Here is a 23,149-nt window from a genome sequence, read left to right as displayed (position 1 = left end):
ATGTTCAATAAAAATATAAAAATCGTCATTGCAGCAATCATCACTATTTGGGCTGTTTATCAATTCAGTTTAGGTAATATTATGAATGGAATTTCCATTCTTTTATTAGCAGGAATTTTTGTTCTATTATATTTTAAAAATGAATTCATCTTGTTATCTTTCCTGCAATTGCGAAAACAAAATTTTCCTGGAGCTCAAAAATGGTTGGGACGCATTAAAAATCCCTCAGCTGCTTTGACTACGAAGCAAGAAGGATATTATAATTATTTGCATGGAATAATGTTGTCTCAAACCAATATGACACAAGCTGAAAAGTATTTACGAAAAGCAGTAAAACTTGGTTTGGCAATGAATCATGATTTGGCAATGGCAAAATTGCAATTGGCAGGGATTGCAATGACAAAGAGACGTAAACGTGAAGCGACACTTTTGATGGCAGAAGCAAAAAAACTAGACAAACATGGGATGTTAAAAGAACAAATGACCATGATGAAACAACAAATGAAAAAGATTTAAGTTTTCTTTTTTACATAAAAAAACCGCTATCGAGCGGTTTTTTTTATGTCTGAAATTTGTGTGTGATCATTATTTTAACCTCGTAAGTGTTAAATCCTCATTGTATTGGATGATAAACAAGCCGTTGTTTTCAGTTGTCTGAAAGAGCTGTTTGCTATAGTTAAATTTACTTTCAACTCGATATGAAGTCCCGTTTTCAAAGGTGGCTTTTAAATGATTTCCAGAAGCCAAACGCATCAATACATCATAGGTAATATCAAAACCTTTGGTTGCGTAAAAGGAAGGTAATGTATTATTTTTAGCGATGTATTGTTTGTTGAAAATTGCAGTAGTTTGTGAATTTTCATCCACAAAACGGTCACTCACATAGGTGAACCCCAGCTTCGCAAGTTTGTTGTTGGAAATTCGATCAAAGGCAGCTCCTTTTTCAATCGAAAAAACCTTTGCAGTGATCGAATCTGGCAAACTGATCACACTATTAATCACATCAGATACCAAAACATTATCTGAAGAAGTCATGATTACCCAATTGTTGGTTAAGGGCTTAAAAACCTCTAAAAAACGTTCTTTCTCAATATATCCTTCCGTCGCTTTTAAAAGATGTACTTCTTTTACAGAATCTAAAGATTGTAACACATCTCTAATTTTTAAAGCATGCGCATCCGATTCAGGTTTGTAATCACTTACTATCGTAAGAGAACCTTCGGTGTAAGCTTCTTTAAGATGATGAGCTAGTGCTTCACTAAACACTTTTTTTTCAGGAGCAGTTTTTATAATTTCTGGCGAAATAAACTTTGATTGATTTTTAGAGAATACAGGAAAGATAATTGGTTTTTTTATTGATTTAGCAACGATGTTTGCTTCTTCAGAATACAGAGGGCCAATAATAACATCATTTTCGTTAAGATCATTTTCTTCTAAAATTCTTGTTATAGCGCTACTATTCCTACCGGTATCAAAGAGATTCAAGTCTATTGAAATCCCTTGAGACCTTAACGAATCGATTGCCAATTCTGCTCCCAAATAAAAGTCGGAAACATAGTTTGCCAATCTACTATTGTCAAAAATATCGTCAGCAGAAACTGTATCATATTCTGATGCAATAAAAGGCAGTAATAAAGCGACTTTTAAAGAAACTGCTTCCTGTATTTCGTCTTCGTAAATTTTATCTTCAATCTGGTCAACTCTAATCGGTTTGATTTTAATCTCCTGTAATAATTTCAATCCTTCAGAAAGTTCAGGATTTAACAAAATCAATTCCTCCTGCGTAACATTGTAAAAACGGGTTAGGTTATAGAACGTATCTCCTTTTTTTACCGTGTGCATAAGAAACTTTTCTGCGTCTATTGCTACCGATGAAAGAGTATCATTTTCAACATCTGTAGGAAATGTAGTAATTGTTTCTTTTTGTATTTTTAATTTATAGGTGGATTTATTATTGGGTACAATGATAACTGTATTGGGGCTAGGTCTTCGACCAATATCAGGATTTAAACGCAATAAATCTCTCGTTTTAATCTCTAGTTTTTTTGCGATGGTGCGCATTGTTTCCCCATTTGCAACTTTGTATTCGATGTATTTCTTTTGCTGACCACAAGAAATCGCAAAGGTCAACAAACACAAAAACAATACAAGTTTCAATTCTCTCATTGTGTGCAAAATTTTTTTTATTCCCATTCGATAGTAGCAGGTGGTTTAGAGCTAATATCATACACAACTCTATTAACACCTTTCACTTTATTAATGATATTATTTGAGGTTTTTTGCAAAAACTCGTAGGGTAAGTCTACCCAATCAGCCGTCATCCCATCAGTACTCTCTACGGCTCTCAAGGCAACTACTTTTTCATAAGTTCGTTCATCTCCCATTACTCCTACAGAGTTTACTGGCAGTAGCATTGCTCCTGCTTGCCAAACCTTGTCGTAAAGTCCATATTCTTTCAATCCATTGATAAAAATCGCATCAACTTCTTGCAAAATACGAACTTTTTCTGGAGTAATATCTCCTAGTATTCGAATTCCTAATCCAGGCTCTGAAAAGGATGGCGACCTAACAATTCTTTATCAATGCCCATAGAGGCACCTACTCTTCTTACCTCGTCTTTAAAAATCATTCGCAAAGGCTCCACAATTTTCAATTTCATAAAATCAGGTAATCCCCCTACATTGTGATGACTCTTAATGGTTGCTGAAGGCCCACCATTGACAGAAACCGACTCAATTACATCTGGATAGATCGTTCCTTGTGCCAACCATTTTACATCTTGAATTTGGTGTGCTTCATCATCAAAAACTTCAATAAATGAATTTCCAATGGCTTTTCGTTTCAACTCGGGTTCAATAATTCCTGCCAATGCCGAAATAAAACGTTCGGAAGCATCTACTCCTTTAACGTTCAATCCCATCCCTTCGTATTGAGCTAGAACACTTTCGAACTCATTTTTACGTAAAAGTCCGTTATTTACAAATATACAATAGAGGTTTTTACCAATTGCTTTATGCAACAAAACGGCTGCTACTGTAGAATCTACTCCTCCTGAAAGTCCTAAAACTACTTTGTCATTTCCAACTTTCTCTTGAATAGACTTTACAGTACTTTCAACAAAAGAATCGGGAGTCCACGTTTGTGCTACCTGAGCTATTTTTACTAGAAAATTTTCTAAAAGTTGTTTCCCATCTGTAGAATGATATACTTCTGGGTGAAATTGAATGGCATAGGTTTCTTCGCCTTCAATTTTATATGCAGCATTCTCTACATCTTTGGTACTTGCCAATAAGACTGCTTTGGCAGGTAGTTCTTTGATGGTATCTGAATGACTCATCCAAACTTGACTTCCTTCAGAAATATTTTCAAAAAAAGTTTCGTCTTTTTTTATGTAAGATAAATTCGCTCTTCCATACTCTCTGGTACTAGATGGAGCAACCTTTCCTCCAGAGAAATGAGCTAAATATTGTGCTCCATAACAAACCGCTAAAACAGGTTTCTTAGCTCTTATTTCTGATAAATCAGGGTGCAAAGCAAGCTCTGAACGAACAGAAGTTGGGCTTCCTGATAAAATAACAGCTTTAAAATCTACTAAGTTTTTGGGGAGTTTGTTAAAAAGATGAATTTCACAGTAAATGTTTAATTCTCTAACACGTCTCGCAATTAGTTGTGTGTATTGCGATCCGAAATCTAATATGAGTACGTTGTTTTGTTGCATGCGCAAAAATACTATTTCAGTTTAAATTTCAAGTCCTGAAAATAGTTTTTTTTTGATAAAATAGTATTCCTATCTAGTCATGAAGAAATCCTTGTATGAAAAAGTTTTAGGACAAAACGAGCAAAGAATTCTTATGAGGTAGAATTATCGTTCAACTCTCAGAATCTGATCAACCTTTCAATTTTAAACTTAATAGCGATACACTACAGCATTTACATTCATACCTGCACCTACCGAAGCAAGAATAATGACATCTCCTTTGCGCACTTCTTGGTGCTCAATATTTCCCTTCAACACAAGGTCTAATAAAGTTGGAACCGTAGCAACAGAACTATTTCCTAAGGTATGAATGCTCATAGGCATCACTTTTTCTGGAACCTGTTTTTGATAGAGACGGTAAAAGCGTTTGATAATTGCTTCGTCCATTTTTTCATTTGCTTGATGAATGAATACTTTTTTCACTTCATCAATAGAAACACCGCTTTGATCAAGAGCAGTCTTCATTGCATTGGGAACATTTGTCAATGCAAATTCGTAGATTTTTCTTCCATTCATTTTGATGTAGCGTACATTTTCGTCTTCCTTTTTGTTGTTTGAATTTCCAAAAAACAAATGATAGGCTTCATCTTTCGCAAATGTTTGACTAGCATGACCTAAAATTCCAGAATCTTGACTTTCACAAAGCTCTATGATACAAGCTCCAGCTCCGTCACTGTAAATCATTGAATCTCTATCAAATTTATCAACGACTCTTGAAAGTGTTTCTGCTCCGATCACTAAACATTTTTTGGCAATTCCAGCTTTGATAAATGCTTGTGCTTGAATCACTCCTTCTACCCAACCTGGACAACCAAAAAGAATATCGTAGGCAACACAATTTGGATTGTCAATTTTTAACAAATGTTTGACTCTTGTTGCCAAACTAGGCAAAAGATCACTTTGATTGGCTCCAGTTTTTAAATTTCCAAAGTTATGTGCCACAACAATATAGTCCAATTCTTCTCGATCTATATGGGCATCTTCTATCGCTTTTTCAGCTGCAAAAAACGCCAAGTCTGAAGTCAAAAATTCAGGGGCTGCATACCTTCTTTCGTCAATCCCTGTAATCATTTTGAACTTTTGAATAATATCCTCATTTCCATTTGAAAAATCACTCCCATCAGGATTTAGAAAATGAGTATCTAAAAAATCACTATTTCTTTTTTTAATGGTTGGAATGTAAGAACCGGTTCCTGTTATTTTAGAAAAATTCATGCAAATACAATTTATTAACCAAAATTAGCAAAATAGAGAACATAAAGACTTCATTGAATGTTACTCAATGGAAAGTTCAACACAAAATTCAAAAACTATGAAGAAAAAAAACAGTGCTGCTATTTTTTACACTTCTCCAGCTTAAGCCTGATTACCATTGAGATAAAGATCACTCGTTGTTTCATTTCATGGAGGACCTCTCCTTCAAAATGTGTGTCAATTACTTCAAATAAATACGATATCCAACGTTCAAAATGGAACTCTTAAAAAGAAGTTTACGATTATTTTTTAGATTTATCAAAATTGTTTTACCGAATATTACAGATAAGAACTATCAAACGAAAAAGGCAATAAAGAAAGTAATGAGTTTGTTTTGACCACTTCTCCGACTTCACCCATAAAAATTATTTCCATTGGTTCTTTTTGATTGATTTCGTATTCTGAAAGCGTTTGTCTACAGCCTCCGCAGGGACCAATCGGCTTATCAACTTTCGAAATAGAGGAACTTGCAGAAATTGCTAATTTTAAAATTTTTATTCCAGGAAATCAGATCCCGCTTTCCAAATGGCGACTCTTTCGGCACACATTCCTGAAGGATAGGCTGCATTTTCTTGATTATTTCCCAATACAATTTCATCATTAGCCAGCAATAATGCAGCACCAACACTAAACTTTGAATACGGTGCATAGGCCGTTTTCCTAGCTTCAATCGCTCTGTTCATCAGTAGCTTGTCTGCTTTTGGAAGCTCTGACAAATCCGCATAAAGAAGTGCGGAAGACTTTATTTCAATTTTTTTCATACAAAATAGATTGGTCAAAAAAAGCAGCCTTTTCTGACTGCTTTTATTGGTACGAACTTACTAAAAAAAAAGCACTTTGCTAATAATCATCATAAATCTCCCCTAAATCAAAAGAAACTGAAAAGCGGAGTGTGTTTTCTAAAGGATTATTGACATCTGAAGCATTGATCAAATAGGATAAATCGATATTCAATGCATTGGTTTTAAATCCTGCACCCATCGTAAAATATTGTCTATTCCCTTTATCTTCACTCTCATGAAAATATCCAGATCTCAGGGCAAATGCATTATTGTATAAGTATTCTGCTCCAAATGCGTAGGTAAATTCTTTTAGCTCTTCGCTAAACCCATCTGGGGCATCTCCAAAAGAAGAGAAGACACCTGAAATCCATGTAATATCTTCTTCTGAACCATCAACCTGAGGTGTAGGAACTAATAATTTTGTAAATTCTAATGTGGTTGTAATGGTATTATAATCATCTATGATAAAATCAAATCCCCCACCTAATTTTAGGTTGGTAGGAATAAAGTCCTCACTACCTGGAACATAAGAAACTTTGGGTCCCAAATTGGCAATATTAAATCCTAATCGATATTTTCCATTGAAGGTTCCATAGTTTTCTTCTTCAGACTGATAGAATCCAGAAACATCAACTCCGAATGAATTAATAGGCTGTAAAGTTGATGAAACTCCTGTAAAGGCTAGGTTTGAACGAAGGTATTTCAAAGAAACTCCCATCGAAAAAGTTTCACTCAATTTTAAGGCATAGGAACCTGTGAAAACAAATTCATTTGGATTGATTACCCCAGTAGAAGTCCCTCCTGCATCCGTCAATTCTATTTGACCCAGAGAAAAATATTTGAAATCTGCACCCCATGCTGCATTCTCATTGAATCTATTAATGTAAGACGCACTTCCTGTAAAGATGTCGTCTGTTAAATTTCGTAACCATGGAGAATAAGTAATTCCGAAATTGACTTGTCTTGAATGAAAGGCAATTTTTGCAGGATTGTGAAACAGTGAAAAAGCATCTCCCGTTGTTGCCACTCCAATATCTCCCATTCCTCCAGATCGTGCATCGGGTATAATTAATAAAAAAGGGGCTGCGGTTGTAATTCCTCCAATTTGTCTCGTATCAATTTCTGTTGCTTGCCCATTTGTTTTTAAAACAACTGAACAACATATTAAAATAAATAATCCTAATTTTCTCATGTTTCTATTTTCTTATTAATTTGGCATATCTGATACTTACTGAAGAATTACTAATTTTTCATACTTCTCAGCAACAAGATTACTTGCTATTGATTTTACTCTTAATTTATAAATATAAACTCCTTTTCCAATCCGGTTTCCAAAATCGTCCAAACCATTCCAAGAAATTGATTTTGACAAATTTCCAGTAGTTTGTTCGTTTTGATTGATCGTTTTGATCAACTTTCCCGATACTGTAAAAATTTGGATTTGCACTTCTAACAGCTCGTTGGGCTTATTGTGATTGAACCAAAATTCTGTGTAATTTACAAAAGGATTTGGATAATTTAATACATTTTCTAAATTTAATATCCCATCACTAATTACCACAAAATTTAACGTAGCCACTGAGGAATTATTATAAGTATCCCAAGCTTTTAATTTTAAGGTGTGCGGCCCTACTTCCAAATCTCTTAATTTATAGCTTACTTTCCCCTTGGTAAAATCGTCTAATTCTGTTTGATAAAAATCATTCAAAGAAATTGGATTTGATTCATCACCATCAAGAACCCCAACAATATTATGATCAACGGCAGTTATGGAAGTATTTATTCCGCTTTCGTCCGACAATACAGCAATTAAGTTCGGAGAGGTATTGGTATTTCCTCCGTCTATAAATGACTCATCATTCATGTACAATTGAATTTCGGGACCAATAGTGTCCTCAGGTGCATTTTTATTTATTCCTCCGATTGTAAGATCAAAATTATATCCTGCTTTATCTTCTATTCCATTTTCTGCGTAGAAACTCATTTTCCCTTTACCGTACGATATTTTAATATCTTTAGGTACTATAAAATCGAATCGAAACACTCCATTTTGTACGGTAGATTTCCCTCTAAACAACTTACTGTCTTGCGTGTCAAAAGTTAAAAACACTCCAAAACCGTCATTATCTAAGGTTTTTTTATCAATTATTTTATCAAAAACAGTGGTCGATAATGAGCCATTAAAATCGACTAAAGTGGTATTTAAATTATCTGTAACCACTCCCTCAAAACTCACTTTCGAAAGGGCTTTTAGGGTATCTAATGGTTGGGTAATTTCTATTCCATTCATTTTCGTGATCCGCACATTCGGTTTAGGTACTGATAATTTCATTGCAGGATCTCCAAAGAAATAAATAAAGAATTTTTGAGTACTAAAAAACTGGTTTTTGGTCTGTACCAGTGCTTCCGAAATGGTATACACTTCGTTGTTGTATTCTAAAATATACCCCATTAACTCTTTGTTGAAATTTTGACCTACAGAGATATACACTTCTCGAGTTGTGGTAATCATGGCTGCTGCTCCCCCCGTTGGATTGAGAAAAGTTAGCTCACCTGCAGTCAACCTACTTGGGTTATCAAACCGAGAAAAATCACAAGTGACTGTGATTAATAGAGGTAAAGTATTGGGATTGTTTAGTGCTTGAATTTGAGGCTTTTCTAAAATTCTTTCAGAAGCAAAACCATCCTCTCCCCCATGCCCAAAATAATTAAAGACCAGAGTGCCTTTTTCAATCGCATTGGTAATTGCTGTATTCACTTCAGTATAGCGCTCTCCCCCAGAAGAATTTTCTTGAACAAAGGAATCTACATAAATTTTATTGACATTAAAAATAGGCTTATTAGTACGAATTTCATCTGCAATCAACTCCACTCCATTTTGAATGGAAATATCTGCAGTTTGATCAATATCATCTGCCAGAAGTGTTACGGTGTTCCGCCAGTCCCCTATGGCTTCTTTTTTGTAATAGCTCAAAATTTTATCGATGGTTATTTTTGCTTCACTAATGGTATTCACAGGAATTCTCCCTGTAGCAACATCAACAGTATGAGTATTTTGCATCGTTCCTTCATCCTCTTCTAACATCACAAAAAAATCGTCGGTAACATACGAATTTGCGAGATTGAAACTATCAAAAGTGAGTTTAACTGGAACGATATTGTTGTTTTCAGAATTTCGATCTTTATAATCGTAGGTGGCATCTCCGAAAAAGGTGACATATTTTAATTTTTTCTCTTCAGACGTACTGGTCTCATAGAGATGTTTGATAAAATCCCGAATGGCAGTAATATCTCTCGAACCCGAAGCAAATTCAATATAAATCTCATCAAGATTAACGACTTTAGTTGTGAAGCCCGAATTGCTTTGATGATAATCGGCCAATCGCTGTGCTTGATCTTTGAGTTCAGCATTGGTAATGATGAGGTAATTAATTTCTTTTAAACTGTGTAAATTCTGATTGGAAATTTTGGCATTTTGAACCGTTTCAGGAATATAGAAACCTGTACTCCCCAATACAGTGTATTCTTTTAAAATTCCAGCTTCGCCCCTAAAATCAAAAGTACTTCCAGTAGGATTCTCATTGATTATAGACTCTGGTGCTGTATGGTTGCTCACATCCCAAACCTGAGCAACATTTGTTGCATTTCCTATTTGAAATGCTACTGTACTCGTTGCATTGGCTTGTTCAAAACTTCGAAAAGAAAAAGGAGTGCCATCTGCAACTAATTGCTTTTTACCAACCACTTCAATATAATCTAAGTAACCATTCGCCGATGGATTTCCATTATTATTAAAAGAAACAGTCAGCTCTAAAGATTCTGACGAATTCTCAAATGTTTTCGAATTATCAATTGCAAAACCCTTGGTTAAAGAGCTCGGATTGACCGCAGGAAAATTGATGGTAAAAAGGTTTTGAGAATTCATACTTACCTCCATCGTTGAGGCAGTAGACGAAACGGTTGCTCCTCGTACTTTAATTGATAGTGGAGAATTTGCCAATGCCTTATGAAAAGGAATGCGAATAGTAGTACTGTTTTCAAAACTCAAATTTTCACCAAACCACTGGGTCCCAGTTGCAAAAATATTGATCAGTTCTTTCTCATGAAAGACAAACTCATCAAAAGTAGTAATTGTTTGTGAAGCCGAACTGGTAAGAGGCGCTTTTTGCTGGATACGTTTTCCGTCGAGCTCGTTGACAGTAATGAAGTAATAGGCTTTATCTGAATAAATATTCTGGATGTGACTTGCAGTTTTATTGGTCGGATTTGTAGCCCAATGATGAGGCCCTTGTCCATAAAATAATATATAATCGTCAGGATCAAAAACACCATCATTCTCCCCTTCAATATAAATGGCATTTTCTTGAAGATCTTGGTATCTAAAATCAGAATTTAAAACAGGTAACGGGTTTCCACCGTTTCCGTAAATATGTATTTTTTTTGGGTTCAAATTATTGGCGCCAATTCCTATTTGCTGCAGAAGATTTTTATCAATTTTAAAAACACCTGAAGTATCAATAGAAAACTGAAACCATTCCCCTTTTGCTAAGACAGAATTGGTTGTTTGCGCTGACATTGTAACCCCCAAAAAAGTAAAAAGAAATAAGAATACAGATTTTTTCATATGTGACATTCAAATAACGCAGATTGTATTGAGTTATTTTAAGAGATTCAAAGATAAACTATACTAAAATAAAAACGGAATCGTTTTGTAGATAAGTATCAAAATTGAATCGTTAATTTTATTTTTACTTGCAGCAAACTATAATTATCGTAAATTGCACAATTAATCAAAAACCCTATCAATATCATTTAGGAAATGAAAAACGTATTAAAAATTACTTTCATTGTTTTATCAACAGTATTTTTTGTTAGTTGTAAACAATCTTCTACTGGGAAATCTTCCCTAACAGGCTTAAGCTTTAACGATCCAAGAAATGGTAATTACCTTCGCGGAAATTCTTTCGAAGGTCAAAAACCTCCTTTAGGAATGGTTGCTATAGATGGGGGCTCCTTTACAATGGGTCAAGTTCAAGATGACATAATGTTTGATTGGAATTCCACTCCAAAACAAATTCACGTTCGCTCATTTTTTATGGATGAAGCCGAAGTAACCAATTCAGAATACTTTCTTTACATTCAATATACAAAAGATGTTTTTCCTCCTTCTGAAGAAAAATACAAACACATCTACAATTCCGTACTTCCAGACACCTTAGTTTGGAGAAATAGTCTTGGAAATACAGATTTGTTGTCTGAGAATTACTTGCGACATCCTGCTTATGCTGATTATCCTGTAGTAGGAGTTAGTTGGTTACAAGCCAATGAATACTGTAAATGGAGAACGAATGTGGTAAACCTAAAAAAACTGATTGACAAAGGGCACATTGAAAATATTTTTGAATCGGACAGCACTAGAAACTTTTTTGATTCGGATGTTTTTTTAACAGATGCTTCTTTACTTTTTGAAGGAGATACAACGATCTACAAAAAAGGAGTTAAACAAAGAAGGGCTCGAGGAGCTGCGAGTCAGGAAAGGGGTTCTTTTCAAGGGAGACCTATAACCAAAGCAGATGCAATTTTACAATCGAAATTTCGATTGCCCACAGAAGCTGAATGGGAGTTTGCAGCCAAGGCGAATATAGAAAATCGGGAATACAATATTGTTCGAGGTAGAAAAAAATATGCATGGAATGGTAAATATTCGAGATCGAAAGCTAAAAAATCGAAAGGAGACCAATTGGCCAACTTCAAACAAGGAAAAGGAAATTATAGCGGAATCTCTGGGTGGAGTTCTGATGGAGCTGATATTCCTGCCAAAATAAAATCATACCCTCCCAATGCATTTGGATTGTATGATATGTCTGGAAATGTAGCCGAATGGGTTTCCGATATTTACAGACCTATTGTTGATAACGACGCCAATGACTTTAATTATTTTAGAGGAAATGTGTTTACTAAAAAAATGATCAACAAAGAGGGAAAAGTGATAATTACTGGGACTGAGAACTCAGAAATTAAATACGACACCCTAGAAAACGGCAGAATTGTCCCTAAAAATCTACCAGGTACCTTACAATATGATCTCATTACAAAAAGTGATGCAGCCTTGAGAAGAAATTTCACAAAAGCTGACAATGCAAGTATTCTCGATGGGGATTTGAATTCATCAGCATATTATGATGATTCTACGGATGAATATGCAAAAAGAGATAATATGTACAATTCTCCTAAAAAACCTACCATTGGTTTAGATTCAATAACAGGTGCAGAGATTGTCATTTACGACGCTGAAAAAAGAACAACATTGATCAGCAACAATACAAGAGTTTACAAAGGAGGCTCTTGGTCTGATAGAGAGTACTGGTTAGATCCAGCTCAAAGAAGGTATCTACCAGAATACATGGCTTCCAACTATATCGGTTTCCGATGTGTTACTGATAGATTCGGTCCAATGACTTCTGAAAAAAGAACCGCAAGAACCCCTTCTAGATAATAGGAATATAATATAGATGCACTATTTATAAACCTCATTGCTTCAAGTCAATGAGGTTTTTTTATCTTTAAACAATGAAAATAGAGGAACTGTACCAATTGTATACAACGTATCATTTAGTCGATACCGATACAAGGAAAATTCGGAAAAACACGCTCTTCTTTGCCTTAAAAGGGGAACGATTTAATGGAAATAGCTTTGCTAAAAAAGCCCTCGAAGCAGGAGCAAGTTATAGCATTGTAGATGAAGAAATCTACGCAACCCATTCGTCAATATTATTGGTCGATAATGTTTTAGAAACGCTTCAAAAATTGGCAAACTATCATCGCACCCAATTGGGAATTCCAATTATTGGACTCACTGGAAGTAACGGTAAAACAACAACCAAAGAATTGATCAAGGCTGTTGTCTCAAAAAAATTTAAAACTGTAGCTACAATAGGCAATTTAAACAATCATATTGGTGTGCCACTTACCCTCTTATCCATGAAACCCGATACAGAAATTGGAATTGTAGAAATGGGGGCCAATCATCAAAAAGAAATAGAGTTTCTTTCAGAAATGTCTGCACCCGATTTTGGATACATTACAAATTTTGGAAAGGCACACCTTGAAGGTTTTGGAGGTGTTGCAGGAGTGATCAAAGGAAAAACAGAACTCTATACGTATTTACAAAAAAATGACAAAACTGTTTTTGTCAATCAGCAAGATCGTCTTCAAGTTGAAAAAACTGCAAAAATCAAGAGAGTATTTTTTGAGGAAAGTTTGCAATTATTAAGTTCAGAGCCATTCTTAAGATTGAGCTATCAAGATTCAACTATCGAAAGCAATCTTATTGGAAAATACAACTTTGATAATATTTGCGCAGCCATAACAATTGGAGCTTATTTTAAGGTTCCACTTCAAGCAATTAAAAGCGCAATAGCGACCTATTCTCCTGACAATAACAGATCACAAATCATAGAAAAAGCATCCCATAAAATTATTTTAGATGCCTATAATGCAAATCCCACTAGTATGAGAGCCGCTCTTGAAAGCTTTCAGATGATGAAGGCCGATCACAAACTACTCATTTTAGGAGATATGTTTGAGTTGGGTGAAGCTGAACTAGAAGAGCATCAACAGATTGCTGACTTTCTTTTAGAAGCAAATTTTGAATCGGTATTGTTGGTTGGGAAATTATTCCATCAAGTGCATACTGCTTACCCTCAATTTAACACATTTCAAGATCTTGAAAACCATCTAAAAAAACATAAACCTTCGCAAAGTCATATCCTGATCAAAGGTTCACGAGGAATGCAATTAGAACGCGTTTTAGAAGTGCTTAATTGATGTTATTTCTGTGATAGTCAAGTAAGTTATCAATAGGTCTTTGGATAATTCCCGTGATTTTCAATCCATTTTCTTCGGCTACATTTTCTAGAATTTCCCTAAAGTAAAACGCAATTGATCCGATAAAATAGATCGGAGTATCCGAGGTTTTCCCATATGGTAATACTCTATATTTGAAGAATTCATTAAATCCTCTTTTGATGATTTCCTGAATATATGGGTCGTCTTTAAATTCGAACATAAATTTTGCAAAGGATGCCAAATACATATTGGGATTTGGTTTTCGATACAAGTTCAACTTGATAAAATCGGGATCTAAATTATTCAGTTCTTCAAATCTGGCAGCGATTCTTTTCGGCATCATCTCATAAAAATACTCCCGCAACAACAGTTTTCCGAAATAATTCCCACTGGCCTCATCCATGACGGTGTATCCTAAAGAAACAGTATTCATGTGCACAGTCTTCCCATCATAATAGCAGCTATTAGAACCCGTCCCAACAATACAAACAATAGCAGGTGCATTACCCGTGGAAGCATAGACAGCTGCAAGTACGTCTTCTGCTATATGAATTTTTGCATTGACAAAAATCTCTTGCAATACATTCTTTAAAATCTCAATAGGTGTCGGGGTACCACAACCGGCTCCGTAAAAATGAATTTCTGTAACTTCCGATTTGACATTCATCAATTGAAACATATTGACAATTCTATTGGTCAATTCCTCCTGAGAAACTACTGCTGGGTTTAAACCTAAAGTACGCACTCTAAATGCCTCTTGTTTGTTTGTATCTAAGGCTATCCAATCCGCTTTTGTAGAACCACCATCTGCTATTAAGATCATATAAAAAAGTATTTAAATCAAAGGTATTGTAAGTTTTATTTATACACAAGGCAATTCAAAACCTCAATCGTTTTCGTTCTGTAAATAAATTGAAGCATTCTGATACAAAGAAAAAAAACCACCATTGTAGGTGGTTACTACAAATAAGAATGAACTTCTTTTTACGTTATGCCATTATTGGTTGAATTGGGAATCGTATTTATTTTTTTAACAACCAACTACTCGACTGTATTTTATCTCCAAGACCATCTACCAAGTTAATTCCCATTTGATCACAAATAGCTCTTTCTGGGATGGTATTGTTGTTTTGGTCGCCACCATTGGCAAAACTCAAATCATAAGTTGCACCAAAATCTAAAGCAATTTTTTCAATGGTTTTACAGACGGTTCTGTCTTGGTCTATAGATAAAATACAATGATCTACCGACTTTATATTTGAAACGATAAAAACTCGCTCTTGCTCTTGTTGGAATTCTTTAGATCCTTTTAAAGCTCTTTGATGATCGTTATTTACAATCACAAACAATTCATCTGCCAAGGCTTTTGCGTTGTTAAAATACTCAATATGGCCTTTGTGTATGGGATTAAAATACCCAGATACAATTACTCCCTTTTTTTACTCATCCTATTTATTTATCTTCTAAGATCATCTTACACTCGAATACAATCGCATTCTTCTTAAGAATACTGTATGAGACTCATAGCTAATCACACAACATTACAAAAAACATTTTATGTTTGATACATATTTGTATAATAATTCTGATAATCTCCAGAGGTTACGTTTTCCATCCATTCTTGATTTTCTAAATACCAAGCTACTGTTTTTTCAATCCCTTCTTCAAATTGTAAAGAGGGCTGCCAACCCAGCTCATTTTTTAATTTTGAGGAATCGATTGCATAGCGTACATCATGGCCTGCTCTATCAGTCACATAGGTAATTAATGCATCAGAAGCTCCTTCTTTCCTACCCAACAAACGATCCACCGTTTTAATTAGTACTTTGATCAAGTCGATATTTTTCCATTCATTAAATCCACCAATATTATAGGTGTCTCCAATTTTTCCTTTGTGAAAAATAACATCAATGGCTCTCACATGATCGTTTACAAATAACCAATCGCGAACATTTTCTCCTTTCCCATAGATAGGCAAAGGTTTATTATTTACAATGTTGTTTATAAATAACGGAATTAGTTTTTCTGGAAACTGATACGAACCGTAATTATTAGAACAATTAGAAATTACTATAGGCAAACCGTAAGTGTCTGCATAAGCTCTTACAAAATGATCTGAAGATGCTTTGGAAGCGGAATACGGAGAATGTGGGTCATAGGCTGTTTCCTCTGTAAAAAAACCTTCTTCACCTAATGAACCATAGACCTCATCCGTAGAAACATGGTAAAATAATTTATTTGAAAAGTTTCCATTCCAATATGCTTTTGCAGACTGTAACAAGGTTAAAGTTCCCATCACGTTGGTTTGAGCGAAAGAAAAAGGGTCTTCAATAGATCTGTCTACATGAGATTCTGCTGCTAAATGAATTACTGAGTCTATGGTATATTCTTCAAAAATTTTTGCGACTTTCTTAACATCACAAATGTCACATTTTACAAAGGTATAATTGGCTTTATCTTCAATATCTTTCAAATTCTCTAAATTCCCGGCATAGGTTAGCACATCCATGTTTACAATATGATATTCTGGATATGTAGTGACTAATAATCTCACCAAATGAGAGCCTATAAAACCAGCTCCTCCTGTGACTAAAATATTTTTCATAAACTAACTTTTAATTTTTTCAATACATTCCTTTAGTGAATCTCTCCAATAGGGAATTTCAATATCAAAATCTGTTTTTATTTTTGACTTGTTCAATACCGAATACTGAGGCCTTTTTGCCAGAGTTGGATAGTCTTTTGTTTGAATTGGATGCACTTTACAGTTCATCTCTCCCAGTGTCATAATCTCTTTAGCAAAATCATACCACGATGCAACTCCGTCATTGGAATAATGATACAGCTTTCCATTTTCACTGATTTCATTAGAACTATCACGACAAAGAATCTCTAGACATGTTTTCGCTAAATCTCTTGCATAGGTGGGTGTACCCACTTGATCAGAAATAACTTCCAAGCTTTCTTTCTCGTTACCAAGACGCAACATGGTTTTGACAAAATTATTTCCATAAGAGGAATACAACCATGAAGTTCTAATCACAATCGAATCTATAGCACTATTGATGACAGCCAGTTCCCCTGCTCTTTTGGTTGCTCCATATACTCCAATTGGGCTTACTGGGTCTGACTCTTTATATGGTAAAAAATGATCCCCATTAAACACATAATCTGTTGAAATATGAATTAACTTCCCATTTACTTTTTGCAACGCTTTCACTATGTTAGAGACTCCTTTTGAATTTACATTTTTTGCAATCCCTTCATCCTCCTCTGCCTTATCTACTGCAGTATATGCGGCACAATTAATTACACCAGTGATCTTATTTTTGGTTATGAAATTTTGTAATTCCTTTAAATTACAAATATCTAAATCGGGTAAATCCTTGAAGATAAAATTCAAGGATTTGTAAGAGGCTGAAAGCACTCTTATTTCTGATCCTAGTTGTCCATTTGAACCTGTAATTAATAGTTTCATCCGTTAAAACTAAAAGGAGTATCGAATTCATTCAAAAAAGGCAAAGCTTTATCTTTTTCAGACACGATTACCTCATTTTCTGCCAAGCCCCAATTGATATTTAAACTTGTATCGTTCCATCGAATTCCAGCATCATATTCTGGTGCATACTCGTTATCTACTTTGTAAATACATATTGCAGTTTCGCTCAACACAGAAAATCCATGTGCGAATCCTCTAGGAACAAATAATTGCTTTTTATTTGCTCCTGACAATTCAACTGCAATATACTTCCCAAAGGTTGGAGACCCTTTCCGAATATCAACAGCAACGTCTAAAACACTTCCTTCTATACACCGTACTAATTTTGCTTGATGAAAAGGGGGTTTTTGAAAGTGTAATCCTCTTACAACTCCTTTTGAAGATTTTGATTCATTATCTTGTACAAATGTAATAGGGTGGATGGTCTTTTTAAATTTCTTCAAATTAAAAGATTCTAAAAAATAACCTCTTTCATCTTCAAAAACAGAGGGTTCAATAATAAAAACATCTGGAATTTCGGTTTCAATATACTTCATTTTTCTTTGCTATTTTTAATAAATATTGACCATATCCATTTTTCCGAAGAGGTTCTGCCAATTTTAATAATTGTTTTACGTCAATATACTTCATATAGAAAGCAATCTCTTCCAGACAAGCAACTTTTAGTCCTTGACGTTTCTCAATCGTTTCAATAAACTGTCCAGCTTCCATTAGAGAGTCGTGAGTGCCCGTATCTAACCAAGCAAAACCTCTGCCTAACAATTCGACCTTTAAGTTTTGTTGTCTTAAGTATTCTTGATTCACGGAGGTAATCTCCAATTCCCCCCTAGGAGAAGGAACTATATTTTTAGCGATTTCCACAACATCATTCGTGTAGAAATACAAGCCAACTACAGCATAATTCGACGCTGGATGTTCTGGCTTTTCTTCTATTGAAGTTACATTCCCGTCCGTATCAAACGCAGCAACACCATATCGCTCTGGATCATTTACATAATAGCCAAAAACAGTTGATTTTCCTTTCATTACATTTTTTACGGCATTTTGCAACATTCCTGTGAAACCTTGACCATAAAAGATATTGTCGCCTAAAATAAGACAAACACTATCCTTTCCGATAAATTCTTCACCCAAAATAAAGGCCTGTGCCAAACCGTCTGGACTTGGCTGTTCTTTATAACTTAATTGAATTCCTAAATCTTCACCTGAACCTAATAGTTTTTCAAAATTAGGTAAATCTTCAGGTGTTGAAATAATTAAAATTTCTTTTATACCCGCCAACATTAACACTGATAAAGGGTAGTAAATCATTGGCTTGTCGTATACTGGCAATAATTGTTTTGATACACCTTTTGTAATGGGATATAATCGTGTGCCACTGCCTCCTGCTAATATGATTCCTTTCATATTTCAAAGTTAATCATTCTTTTTAAGAACATCTAGTTTTAAAAAAATGAAGTTGAGGCATCTTAAAAAGGTAAAAAGACAGCTTAACGACGACGGTTTAGTGTGTAAAGAAATTCTTTGAATTTCTTTGAAGCTATGATACAGCGAAAAATTAGGGTGCCAGAAGAAAAAATGCTAAATTTTTGCTACAATAAATGTTTTGAGACACTTTTTATGTGCAGATAAGAATTAAAGAAGGTCCGAGGTAAAACTTAAATGTTACAAGGGAGGCTGTAAAAGTTTTTATCTGATTTAATTTCCTTAAGTTGATTAAAACCTCAGATGGATTACCACGAGTTATCTTCAGGATTCATTGAAAATTATAAGTTCCGATTAGAATCAGTGAATGGACCTGATGGTAAATTTTAGCGGTTAATGAAATTTCTGTTTGTCGATTAGTATTATATGTAAATCAGATCCCACTTGGAGGAGATACTGCCTTTCGGTTATCTCTTGCAATTATAACAATTAAGATGAACTAAAAACCCCAATGGGAACCATCTTCTAAATTTTCTAAAAAATTTCATGAAGGACTATTGTTATAATTTTTATGACGTTACATGAAATACATAAATAGTATCCCAATACTTGTATTCACTAAAAAGCATAACTATTAGTGAATATAATCTAAAATAGTATATTTGTGAAAAAAAAAGACAATGTACAACCGAGACCTAAAAAAAACTATTGAAGGTAAAATAAACAAAGGGAAAGCTATTACATTAATTGGTCCCAGACAAGTAGGGAAAACGACGCTACTTAAAACGATCATAGATACCAAAGAACATCTATTTTTAGATGGAGATGATCCTACAGTAAGAAGTCTATTAAACAATCCTAACACAACACAAATTAGAAGTATTATAGGGTCTAACAAAATCATTTTTATTGATGAAGCTCAAAGAATAGAAGGTATTGGGCTAACATTAAAAATAATTATAGATCAATTTAAAGAAGTACAATTATTTGTAAGTGGCTCATCATCTTTTGATTTATCAAATACAATTAATGAACCTTTAACAGGAAGGAAATGGGAGTATGAATTGTTTCCAATAAGTTGGGAAGAGTTGGAAAATACAGAGGGCTATGTGTCAGCAGAACAACAATTAGAAAATAGGATATTATACGGTTTCTATCCCGATATATTAAACAATCCTGGAGAAGAAAAAGAACTATTAAAACAATTGGTAAACAGTTATCTGTATAGAGATATTTTAGCCTTTGCAAATATTAGAAAACCAGAAGTATTAGAAAAGTTGGTACAAGCTTTAGCGCTTCAAATCGGAAGTGAAGTAAACTACAATGAACTGGCTCAAATAGTTGGTGTAGATAAAAATACAGTTGCCAACTATATAGATATTTTAGAAAAAGGATATGTAATATTTAAGTTACATAGTTTTAGCAGAAACTTACGCAATGAAATTAAAAAGAATAAAAAAATATATTTCTATGATAACGGTGTTAGAAATATAATTATTGGAAATTTTAATCCTTTAGAATTAAGACAAGATACTGGTGCTTTATGGGAAAACTTTTTAATTTCAGAAAGACTTAAACAAAATAAGTATAAGAGCACAAATGCTAAAATGTACTTCTGGAGAACCAAACAACAGCAAGAGGTAGATTTAGTAGAAGAACATAATGGTAGGATCTCAGGTTTTGAGTTTAAATGGAATAACAAGAAAAAAGTAAGATTACCAAAAACTTTTGTAAACGAATACGAGGCCAAGGAAATCATAATTGATAAAACTAATTTTAGAGAATTTATTAAAATATAGTTTGTAAAAGAAAGCAAAAGTTGAATACATCTTATGCCAATTAAAATTGAACTTTTGGGTTCGATTTTAAAAGCTCATTGATTAGATTTAAATTTGGCTGCCCCCTCCCGCACCCCCCCTTCCCGTATCCCCTCTTTATTATGGGTATTTTCGACTTTTCCAGAGGATACTCAGAGATTTGATCGAATGTTTTTTCATTTTTTTTGGAAAAAAATCGATTTTTAAAAATAAAATAGTTGCCATCTGAATCAGGGAGCTTCTAAAGAAGTCAATTTAACCTCAACTTAAGTTACAATAAAAGAGAGGGTTTCAATTTAATTAAATAACAATAACTAATTTGATTGAATCACTATTTTTACAAAATATCAAATAATTCTTGATTACTATAGTAATTCGTAACGCTTATTTTTTTTTATTATCTGTTTATTGAACTTAAAAATTACATCCATTAGCAGAATAAAGGTAAATTTTTAGCATATTTACCCTCGTTAAGATTATATGAGTTCTATGTACCCTTGTTTAAAATGACAAAATTTAATAGAAATATACCTTATAATAGTTCACCAATTTTACCTCCTAGAACAAATTTAGAAACTACTAAAGTGTTACGCAAGACGATTGATGCTAGTAGAGCACTAGCAAAACTTAATGGTATGCTTAGCAATTTACCAAATCCAACGTTGTTTTTGGATACGATTCATTTACAAGAGACGAAAGCAAGTTCAGAAATAGAAAATATCATCACAACAAATGATGATTTATATAGGTCTTTAGTAGAAGACAAAAAGTTTGATAATCCAGCTACGAAAGAAGTCATAAGCTACAAAGAAGCACTTTGGAATGGTTTACAACCAATAGAAACTCGACCTTTTATAAGTGCAAACTTATGTATTGAAATTGTACAAAGTATTAAAAAAAATACTGCTAGCATTAGAACTATACCGGGAACTGTCCTAAAAAACACGAAAGGTGAAACCATTTACACACCACCTTCAGGGGAAGCTATTATAAGAGAAAAGTTGGATGATCTTGAAACTTTTATAAATGGTGAAGATCCTATTGACTCATTGATTAAAATGGCGTTAATGCATTATCAATTTGAAGCGATTCACCCTTTTAGTGATGCTAATGGTAGAACAGGACGCATATTGTTATTATTATATCTAAAACTCGAAAAACTACTGGATACTCCTGCTATTTACTTAAGTGAATATATTATTAAAAATAAGACGGATTATTATACAAAACTGAGAAAGGTAACTGAAAATAATGATTGGGAAGAGTGGATACTTTATATGCTAGAAATGGTTGAATATACAGCTAATAAAGGACTAGAACGCTTAAAAAATGTTACTACATTAATGGATCAAATGGCATCAAAGATTAAGGAAACAATCCCTAAAGTATATACTAAAGAATTGGTTGAAATACTATTTAGATTGCCTTACACGAAACGACAGTTTTTAATTGATGCTAAATTAGGGACACCAAAAACCGTGGGTAAATATTTAATGGAATTAGAAAAATTTGGTTTTTTGATATCTGAAAAAGTGGGTAAAGAAAAATTATATCTTAACCATAAATTAATGGGTATATTGGAAATCCCTTAATTTTCTTAGGTTGTCAATTTTTCAAAAAAAGGGTTGAAGGAGTATTTAATTATTTCTTGTACTAGTCTACTAATAACAAACCCAAGAAAGATCTTTTAGAACCTTTAATTATTATCTGAAATTTATCTGAATCATCATTATGTATAAAAAAAATCAATTTTCTTTACAAAAGGAAGGTGATATGATCAAATAACTCAGAAAGTTTAACATAGAAATTAAAAACATTGAAGATTGTGTTATGATTAATAAAATCAAACACAATAAGAGGAACTTTTGTGTTACTCAGTAAGCTTATGAATTTAAAAACTCATGGCCGTTTAGTAATGAAATCTCTATCTAAAAAAATACAAAATACTGTAAATCAAATTGTTGATTAAAATAAATCGACTACAGTCCGTAGTCTTTTTCATAAAGCATTTCCATTTTTTCCTTGATAGAAGGCCCTTCTTTTTTTGCAGGTCCTCTTTTAGACTTTTTTCCTGCTTTCTTTGCTGAATTTGGATTGAATGACATGTGTGTTAAAATTAAATTCTCATTCAAATTTAGTTAAAAAAGTTTACTTCTCTAATAACCAACTGCTAGACTGTATTTTATCACCCAACCCATCAACTAAAGTAATTCCCATCTGATCGCAGATTGGTCTTTCTGGAATGGTGTTGTTATTTTGATCTCCACCATTTGCAAAACTCAAATCATAAGACTCTCCGAAGTCTATAGCAATCTTTTCAATGGTTTTACAAACCGTTCTGTCTTGGTCTATAGACAAAACACAATGATTTACAGATTTTACATTAGAGACGATAAAAACACGTTCTTGCTCTTGTTGAAATTCTTTAGACCCTTTTAGTGCTCTTTGATGGTCATTATTTACAATCACAAATAACTCATCTGCTAGGGCTTTCGCATTATTAAAATACTCTATATGTCCTTTGTGTATGTGGTTAAAATACCCAGATACTATCATTCCTTTTTTCTTACTCATATTTTGAATTTTTATCTAAAAAAAGTATTTTTTACTTATATAATATCGTCTTTATCTGAATTTTTTTTAACAATATGCTACAATATTTCAGAAAACAAAAAATATAGATCAGAGCATATTTAGGATGTCTTTTAACCTTATCTAAAAATTTGAACTCATTTTATAAACTTTAATTTCTTTGTCTATATTTGTT

General features: G+C 33.6%; 17 protein-coding genes and 2 pseudogenes. 5 read left to right on the top strand and 14 right to left on the bottom strand.

Translation table 11 applies throughout. The features are described from left to right. Positions 1-516 (top strand): DUF2892 domain-containing protein, encoded by a 516-nt coding sequence (locus RRF69_RS09295; RefSeq protein WP_316939520.1) that lies wholly within the window; start codon positions 1-3, stop codon positions 514-516. A 69-nt stretch (positions 517-585) separates the two neighbouring features. On the opposite strand, the gene RRF69_RS09290 is transcribed toward RRF69_RS09295, so the two are convergent. The 6 genes and pseudogenes from RRF69_RS09290 to porU all read right to left on the bottom strand — a co-directional run bounded on the left by RRF69_RS09290 (position 586) and on the right by porU (position 10,417). Then, a complete protein-coding gene (locus RRF69_RS09290) occupies positions 586-2,166 on the bottom strand; it encodes a LysM peptidoglycan-binding domain-containing protein (RefSeq protein WP_316939519.1) in 1,581 nt (526 codons plus the stop codon). A gap of 17 nt (positions 2,167-2,183) precedes the next feature. Beyond that, positions 2,184-3,718: pseudogene (gene guaA, locus RRF69_RS09285) on the bottom strand (glutamine-hydrolyzing GMP synthase). Between the two features lie 189 nt (positions 3,719-3,907). Continuing rightward, a complete protein-coding gene (locus RRF69_RS09280) occupies positions 3,908-4,972 on the bottom strand; it encodes a ketoacyl-ACP synthase III (RefSeq protein WP_316939518.1) in 1,065 nt (354 codons plus the stop codon). A gap of 318 nt (positions 4,973-5,290) precedes the next feature. Next, positions 5,291-5,772: pseudogene (cdd, locus tag RRF69_RS09275) on the bottom strand (cytidine deaminase). A 79-nt stretch (positions 5,773-5,851) separates the two neighbouring features. Continuing rightward, a complete protein-coding gene (gene porV, locus RRF69_RS09270) occupies positions 5,852-6,985 on the bottom strand; it encodes a type IX secretion system outer membrane channel protein PorV (protein WP_316939517.1) in 1,134 nt (377 codons plus the stop codon). 36 nt (positions 6,986-7,021) lie between these two features. Continuing rightward, positions 7,022-10,417: a type IX secretion system sortase PorU gene (porU, locus tag RRF69_RS09265; RefSeq protein WP_316939516.1), complete on the bottom strand. Its 3,396-nt coding sequence runs from the start codon at positions 10,415-10,417 to the stop codon at positions 7,022-7,024. A gap of 195 nt (positions 10,418-10,612) precedes the next feature. On the opposite strand from porU, the gene gldJ reads away from it, so the two are divergent. Further along, positions 10,613-12,289: a gliding motility lipoprotein GldJ gene (gene gldJ / locus RRF69_RS09260; RefSeq protein ID WP_316939515.1), complete on the top strand. Its 1,677-nt coding sequence runs from the start codon at positions 10,613-10,615 to the stop codon at positions 12,287-12,289. A gap of 74 nt (positions 12,290-12,363) precedes the next feature. After that, positions 12,364-13,620: a UDP-N-acetylmuramoyl-tripeptide--D-alanyl-D-alanine ligase gene (locus RRF69_RS09255; protein WP_316939514.1), complete on the top strand. Its 1,257-nt coding sequence runs from the start codon at positions 12,364-12,366 to the stop codon at positions 13,618-13,620. On the opposite strand, the gene RRF69_RS09250 is transcribed toward RRF69_RS09255, so the two are convergent. From RRF69_RS09250 to rfbA, 6 genes are all read right to left on the bottom strand, one after another. Then, complete coding sequence (locus tag RRF69_RS09250; RefSeq protein WP_316939513.1) at positions 13,613-14,464, bottom strand: N-acetylglucosamine kinase; 852 nt, start codon at positions 14,462-14,464, stop codon at positions 13,613-13,615. The genes RRF69_RS09255 and RRF69_RS09250 overlap by 8 nt on opposite strands. Positions 14,465-14,663: 199 nt before the next feature. After that, a complete protein-coding gene (locus RRF69_RS09245) occupies positions 14,664-15,029 on the bottom strand; it encodes a cytidyltransferase (RefSeq protein ID WP_316941129.1) in 366 nt (121 codons plus the stop codon). A gap of 167 nt (positions 15,030-15,196) precedes the next feature. Next, positions 15,197-16,246 carry a dTDP-glucose 4,6-dehydratase gene (gene rfbB, locus RRF69_RS09240; protein ID WP_316939512.1) on the bottom strand — a complete coding sequence of 350 codons (1,050 nt, stop codon included), beginning with the start codon at positions 16,244-16,246 and terminating at the stop codon, positions 15,197-15,199. Between the two features lie 3 nt (positions 16,247-16,249). Next, entirely contained in the window at positions 16,250-17,119 is an 870-nt protein-coding gene (rfbD, locus tag RRF69_RS09235; protein WP_316939511.1) for a dTDP-4-dehydrorhamnose reductase, read from the bottom strand. Beyond that, positions 17,116-17,676 (bottom strand): dTDP-4-dehydrorhamnose 3,5-epimerase, encoded by a 561-nt coding sequence (gene rfbC, locus RRF69_RS09230; RefSeq protein ID WP_316939510.1) that lies wholly within the window; start codon positions 17,674-17,676, stop codon positions 17,116-17,118. The genes rfbD and rfbC overlap by 4 nt, the downstream gene beginning before the upstream one ends. Then, complete coding sequence (rfbA, locus tag RRF69_RS09225) at positions 17,663-18,547, bottom strand: glucose-1-phosphate thymidylyltransferase RfbA (protein ID WP_316939509.1); 885 nt, start codon at positions 18,545-18,547, stop codon at positions 17,663-17,665. Before rfbA ends, rfbC begins: the two co-directional genes overlap by 14 nt. Before the next feature lie 698 nt (positions 18,548-19,245). Between rfbA and RRF69_RS09220 the strand changes: the two genes are divergently transcribed. Both RRF69_RS09220 and RRF69_RS09215 read left to right on the top strand, forming a co-directional pair. Next, positions 19,246-20,364 (top strand): ATP-binding protein, encoded by a 1,119-nt coding sequence (locus tag RRF69_RS09220; RefSeq protein ID WP_316939508.1) that lies wholly within the window; start codon positions 19,246-19,248, stop codon positions 20,362-20,364. Between the two features lie 524 nt (positions 20,365-20,888). After that, a complete protein-coding gene (locus tag RRF69_RS09215) occupies positions 20,889-21,974 on the top strand; it encodes a Fic family protein (RefSeq protein ID WP_316939507.1) in 1,086 nt (361 codons plus the stop codon). 387 nt (positions 21,975-22,361) lie between these two features. Here RRF69_RS09215 and RRF69_RS09210 read toward each other — a convergent pair whose 3' ends face one another. Both RRF69_RS09210 and RRF69_RS09205 read right to left on the bottom strand, forming a co-directional pair. After that, positions 22,362-22,487 carry a hypothetical protein gene (locus RRF69_RS09210; RefSeq protein WP_316939506.1) on the bottom strand — a complete coding sequence of 42 codons (126 nt, stop codon included), beginning with the start codon at positions 22,485-22,487 and terminating at the stop codon, positions 22,362-22,364. 43 nt (positions 22,488-22,530) lie between these two features. Continuing rightward, on the bottom strand, positions 22,531-22,956 hold the full coding sequence (locus RRF69_RS09205; protein WP_316939505.1) for an adenylyltransferase/cytidyltransferase family protein: 426 nt from the start codon (positions 22,954-22,956) through the stop codon (positions 22,531-22,533). Positions 22,957-23,149: the final 193 nt, after the last annotated feature.

It is taken from the genome of Polaribacter sp. HL-MS24 (genome assembly GCF_032758595.1).
Lineage (GTDB): Bacteria > Bacteroidota > Bacteroidia > Flavobacteriales > Flavobacteriaceae > Polaribacter.
Note: the sequence above shows the minus strand (reverse complement) of the source record. Positions and strands in the feature narration are given on the sequence as shown.

What these genes read in the sequence shown, in the direction of transcription:
- RRF69_RS09220 (WP_316939508.1), top strand. Translation starts at nt 19,246, where the DNA reads ATGTACAACCGAGACCTAAAAAAAACTATTGAAGGTAAAATAAACAAA.
- gldJ (WP_316939515.1), top strand. Translation starts at nt 10,613, where the DNA reads ATGAAAAACGTATTAAAAATTACTTTCATTGTTTTATCAACAGTATTT.
- rfbD (WP_316939511.1), bottom strand. Translation starts at nt 17,119, where the DNA reads ATGAAACTATTAATTACAGGTTCAAATGGACAACTAGGATCAGAAATA.
- RRF69_RS09205 (WP_316939505.1), bottom strand. Translation starts at nt 22,956, where the DNA reads ATGAGTAAGAAAAAAGGAATGATAGTATCTGGGTATTTTAACCACATA.
- rfbA (WP_316939509.1), bottom strand. Translation starts at nt 18,547, where the DNA reads ATGAAAGGAATCATATTAGCAGGAGGCAGTGGCACACGATTATATCCC.
- porV (WP_316939517.1), bottom strand. Translation starts at nt 6,985, where the DNA reads ATGAGAAAATTAGGATTATTTATTTTAATATGTTGTTCAGTTGTTTTA.
- RRF69_RS09210 (WP_316939506.1), bottom strand. Translation starts at nt 22,487, where the DNA reads ATGTCATTCAATCCAAATTCAGCAAAGAAAGCAGGAAAAAAGTCTAAA.
- RRF69_RS09280 (WP_316939518.1), bottom strand. Translation starts at nt 4,972, where the DNA reads ATGAATTTTTCTAAAATAACAGGAACCGGTTCTTACATTCCAACCATT.
- RRF69_RS09255 (WP_316939514.1), top strand. Translation starts at nt 12,364, where the DNA reads ATGAAAATAGAGGAACTGTACCAATTGTATACAACGTATCATTTAGTC.
- RRF69_RS09295 (WP_316939520.1), top strand. Translation starts at nt 1, where the DNA reads ATGTTCAATAAAAATATAAAAATCGTCATTGCAGCAATCATCACTATT.
- porU (WP_316939516.1), bottom strand. Translation starts at nt 10,417, where the DNA reads ATGAAAAAATCTGTATTCTTATTTCTTTTTACTTTTTTGGGGGTTACA.
- rfbB (WP_316939512.1), bottom strand. Translation starts at nt 16,246, where the DNA reads ATGAAAAATATTTTAGTCACAGGAGGAGCTGGTTTTATAGGCTCTCAT.
- RRF69_RS09215 (WP_316939507.1), top strand. Translation starts at nt 20,889, where the DNA reads ATGACAAAATTTAATAGAAATATACCTTATAATAGTTCACCAATTTTA.
- RRF69_RS09250 (WP_316939513.1), bottom strand. Translation starts at nt 14,464, where the DNA reads ATGATCTTAATAGCAGATGGTGGTTCTACAAAAGCGGATTGGATAGCC.
- rfbC (WP_316939510.1), bottom strand. Translation starts at nt 17,676, where the DNA reads ATGAAGTATATTGAAACCGAAATTCCAGATGTTTTTATTATTGAACCC.
- RRF69_RS09290 (WP_316939519.1), bottom strand. Translation starts at nt 2,166, where the DNA reads ATGAGAGAATTGAAACTTGTATTGTTTTTGTGTTTGTTGACCTTTGCG.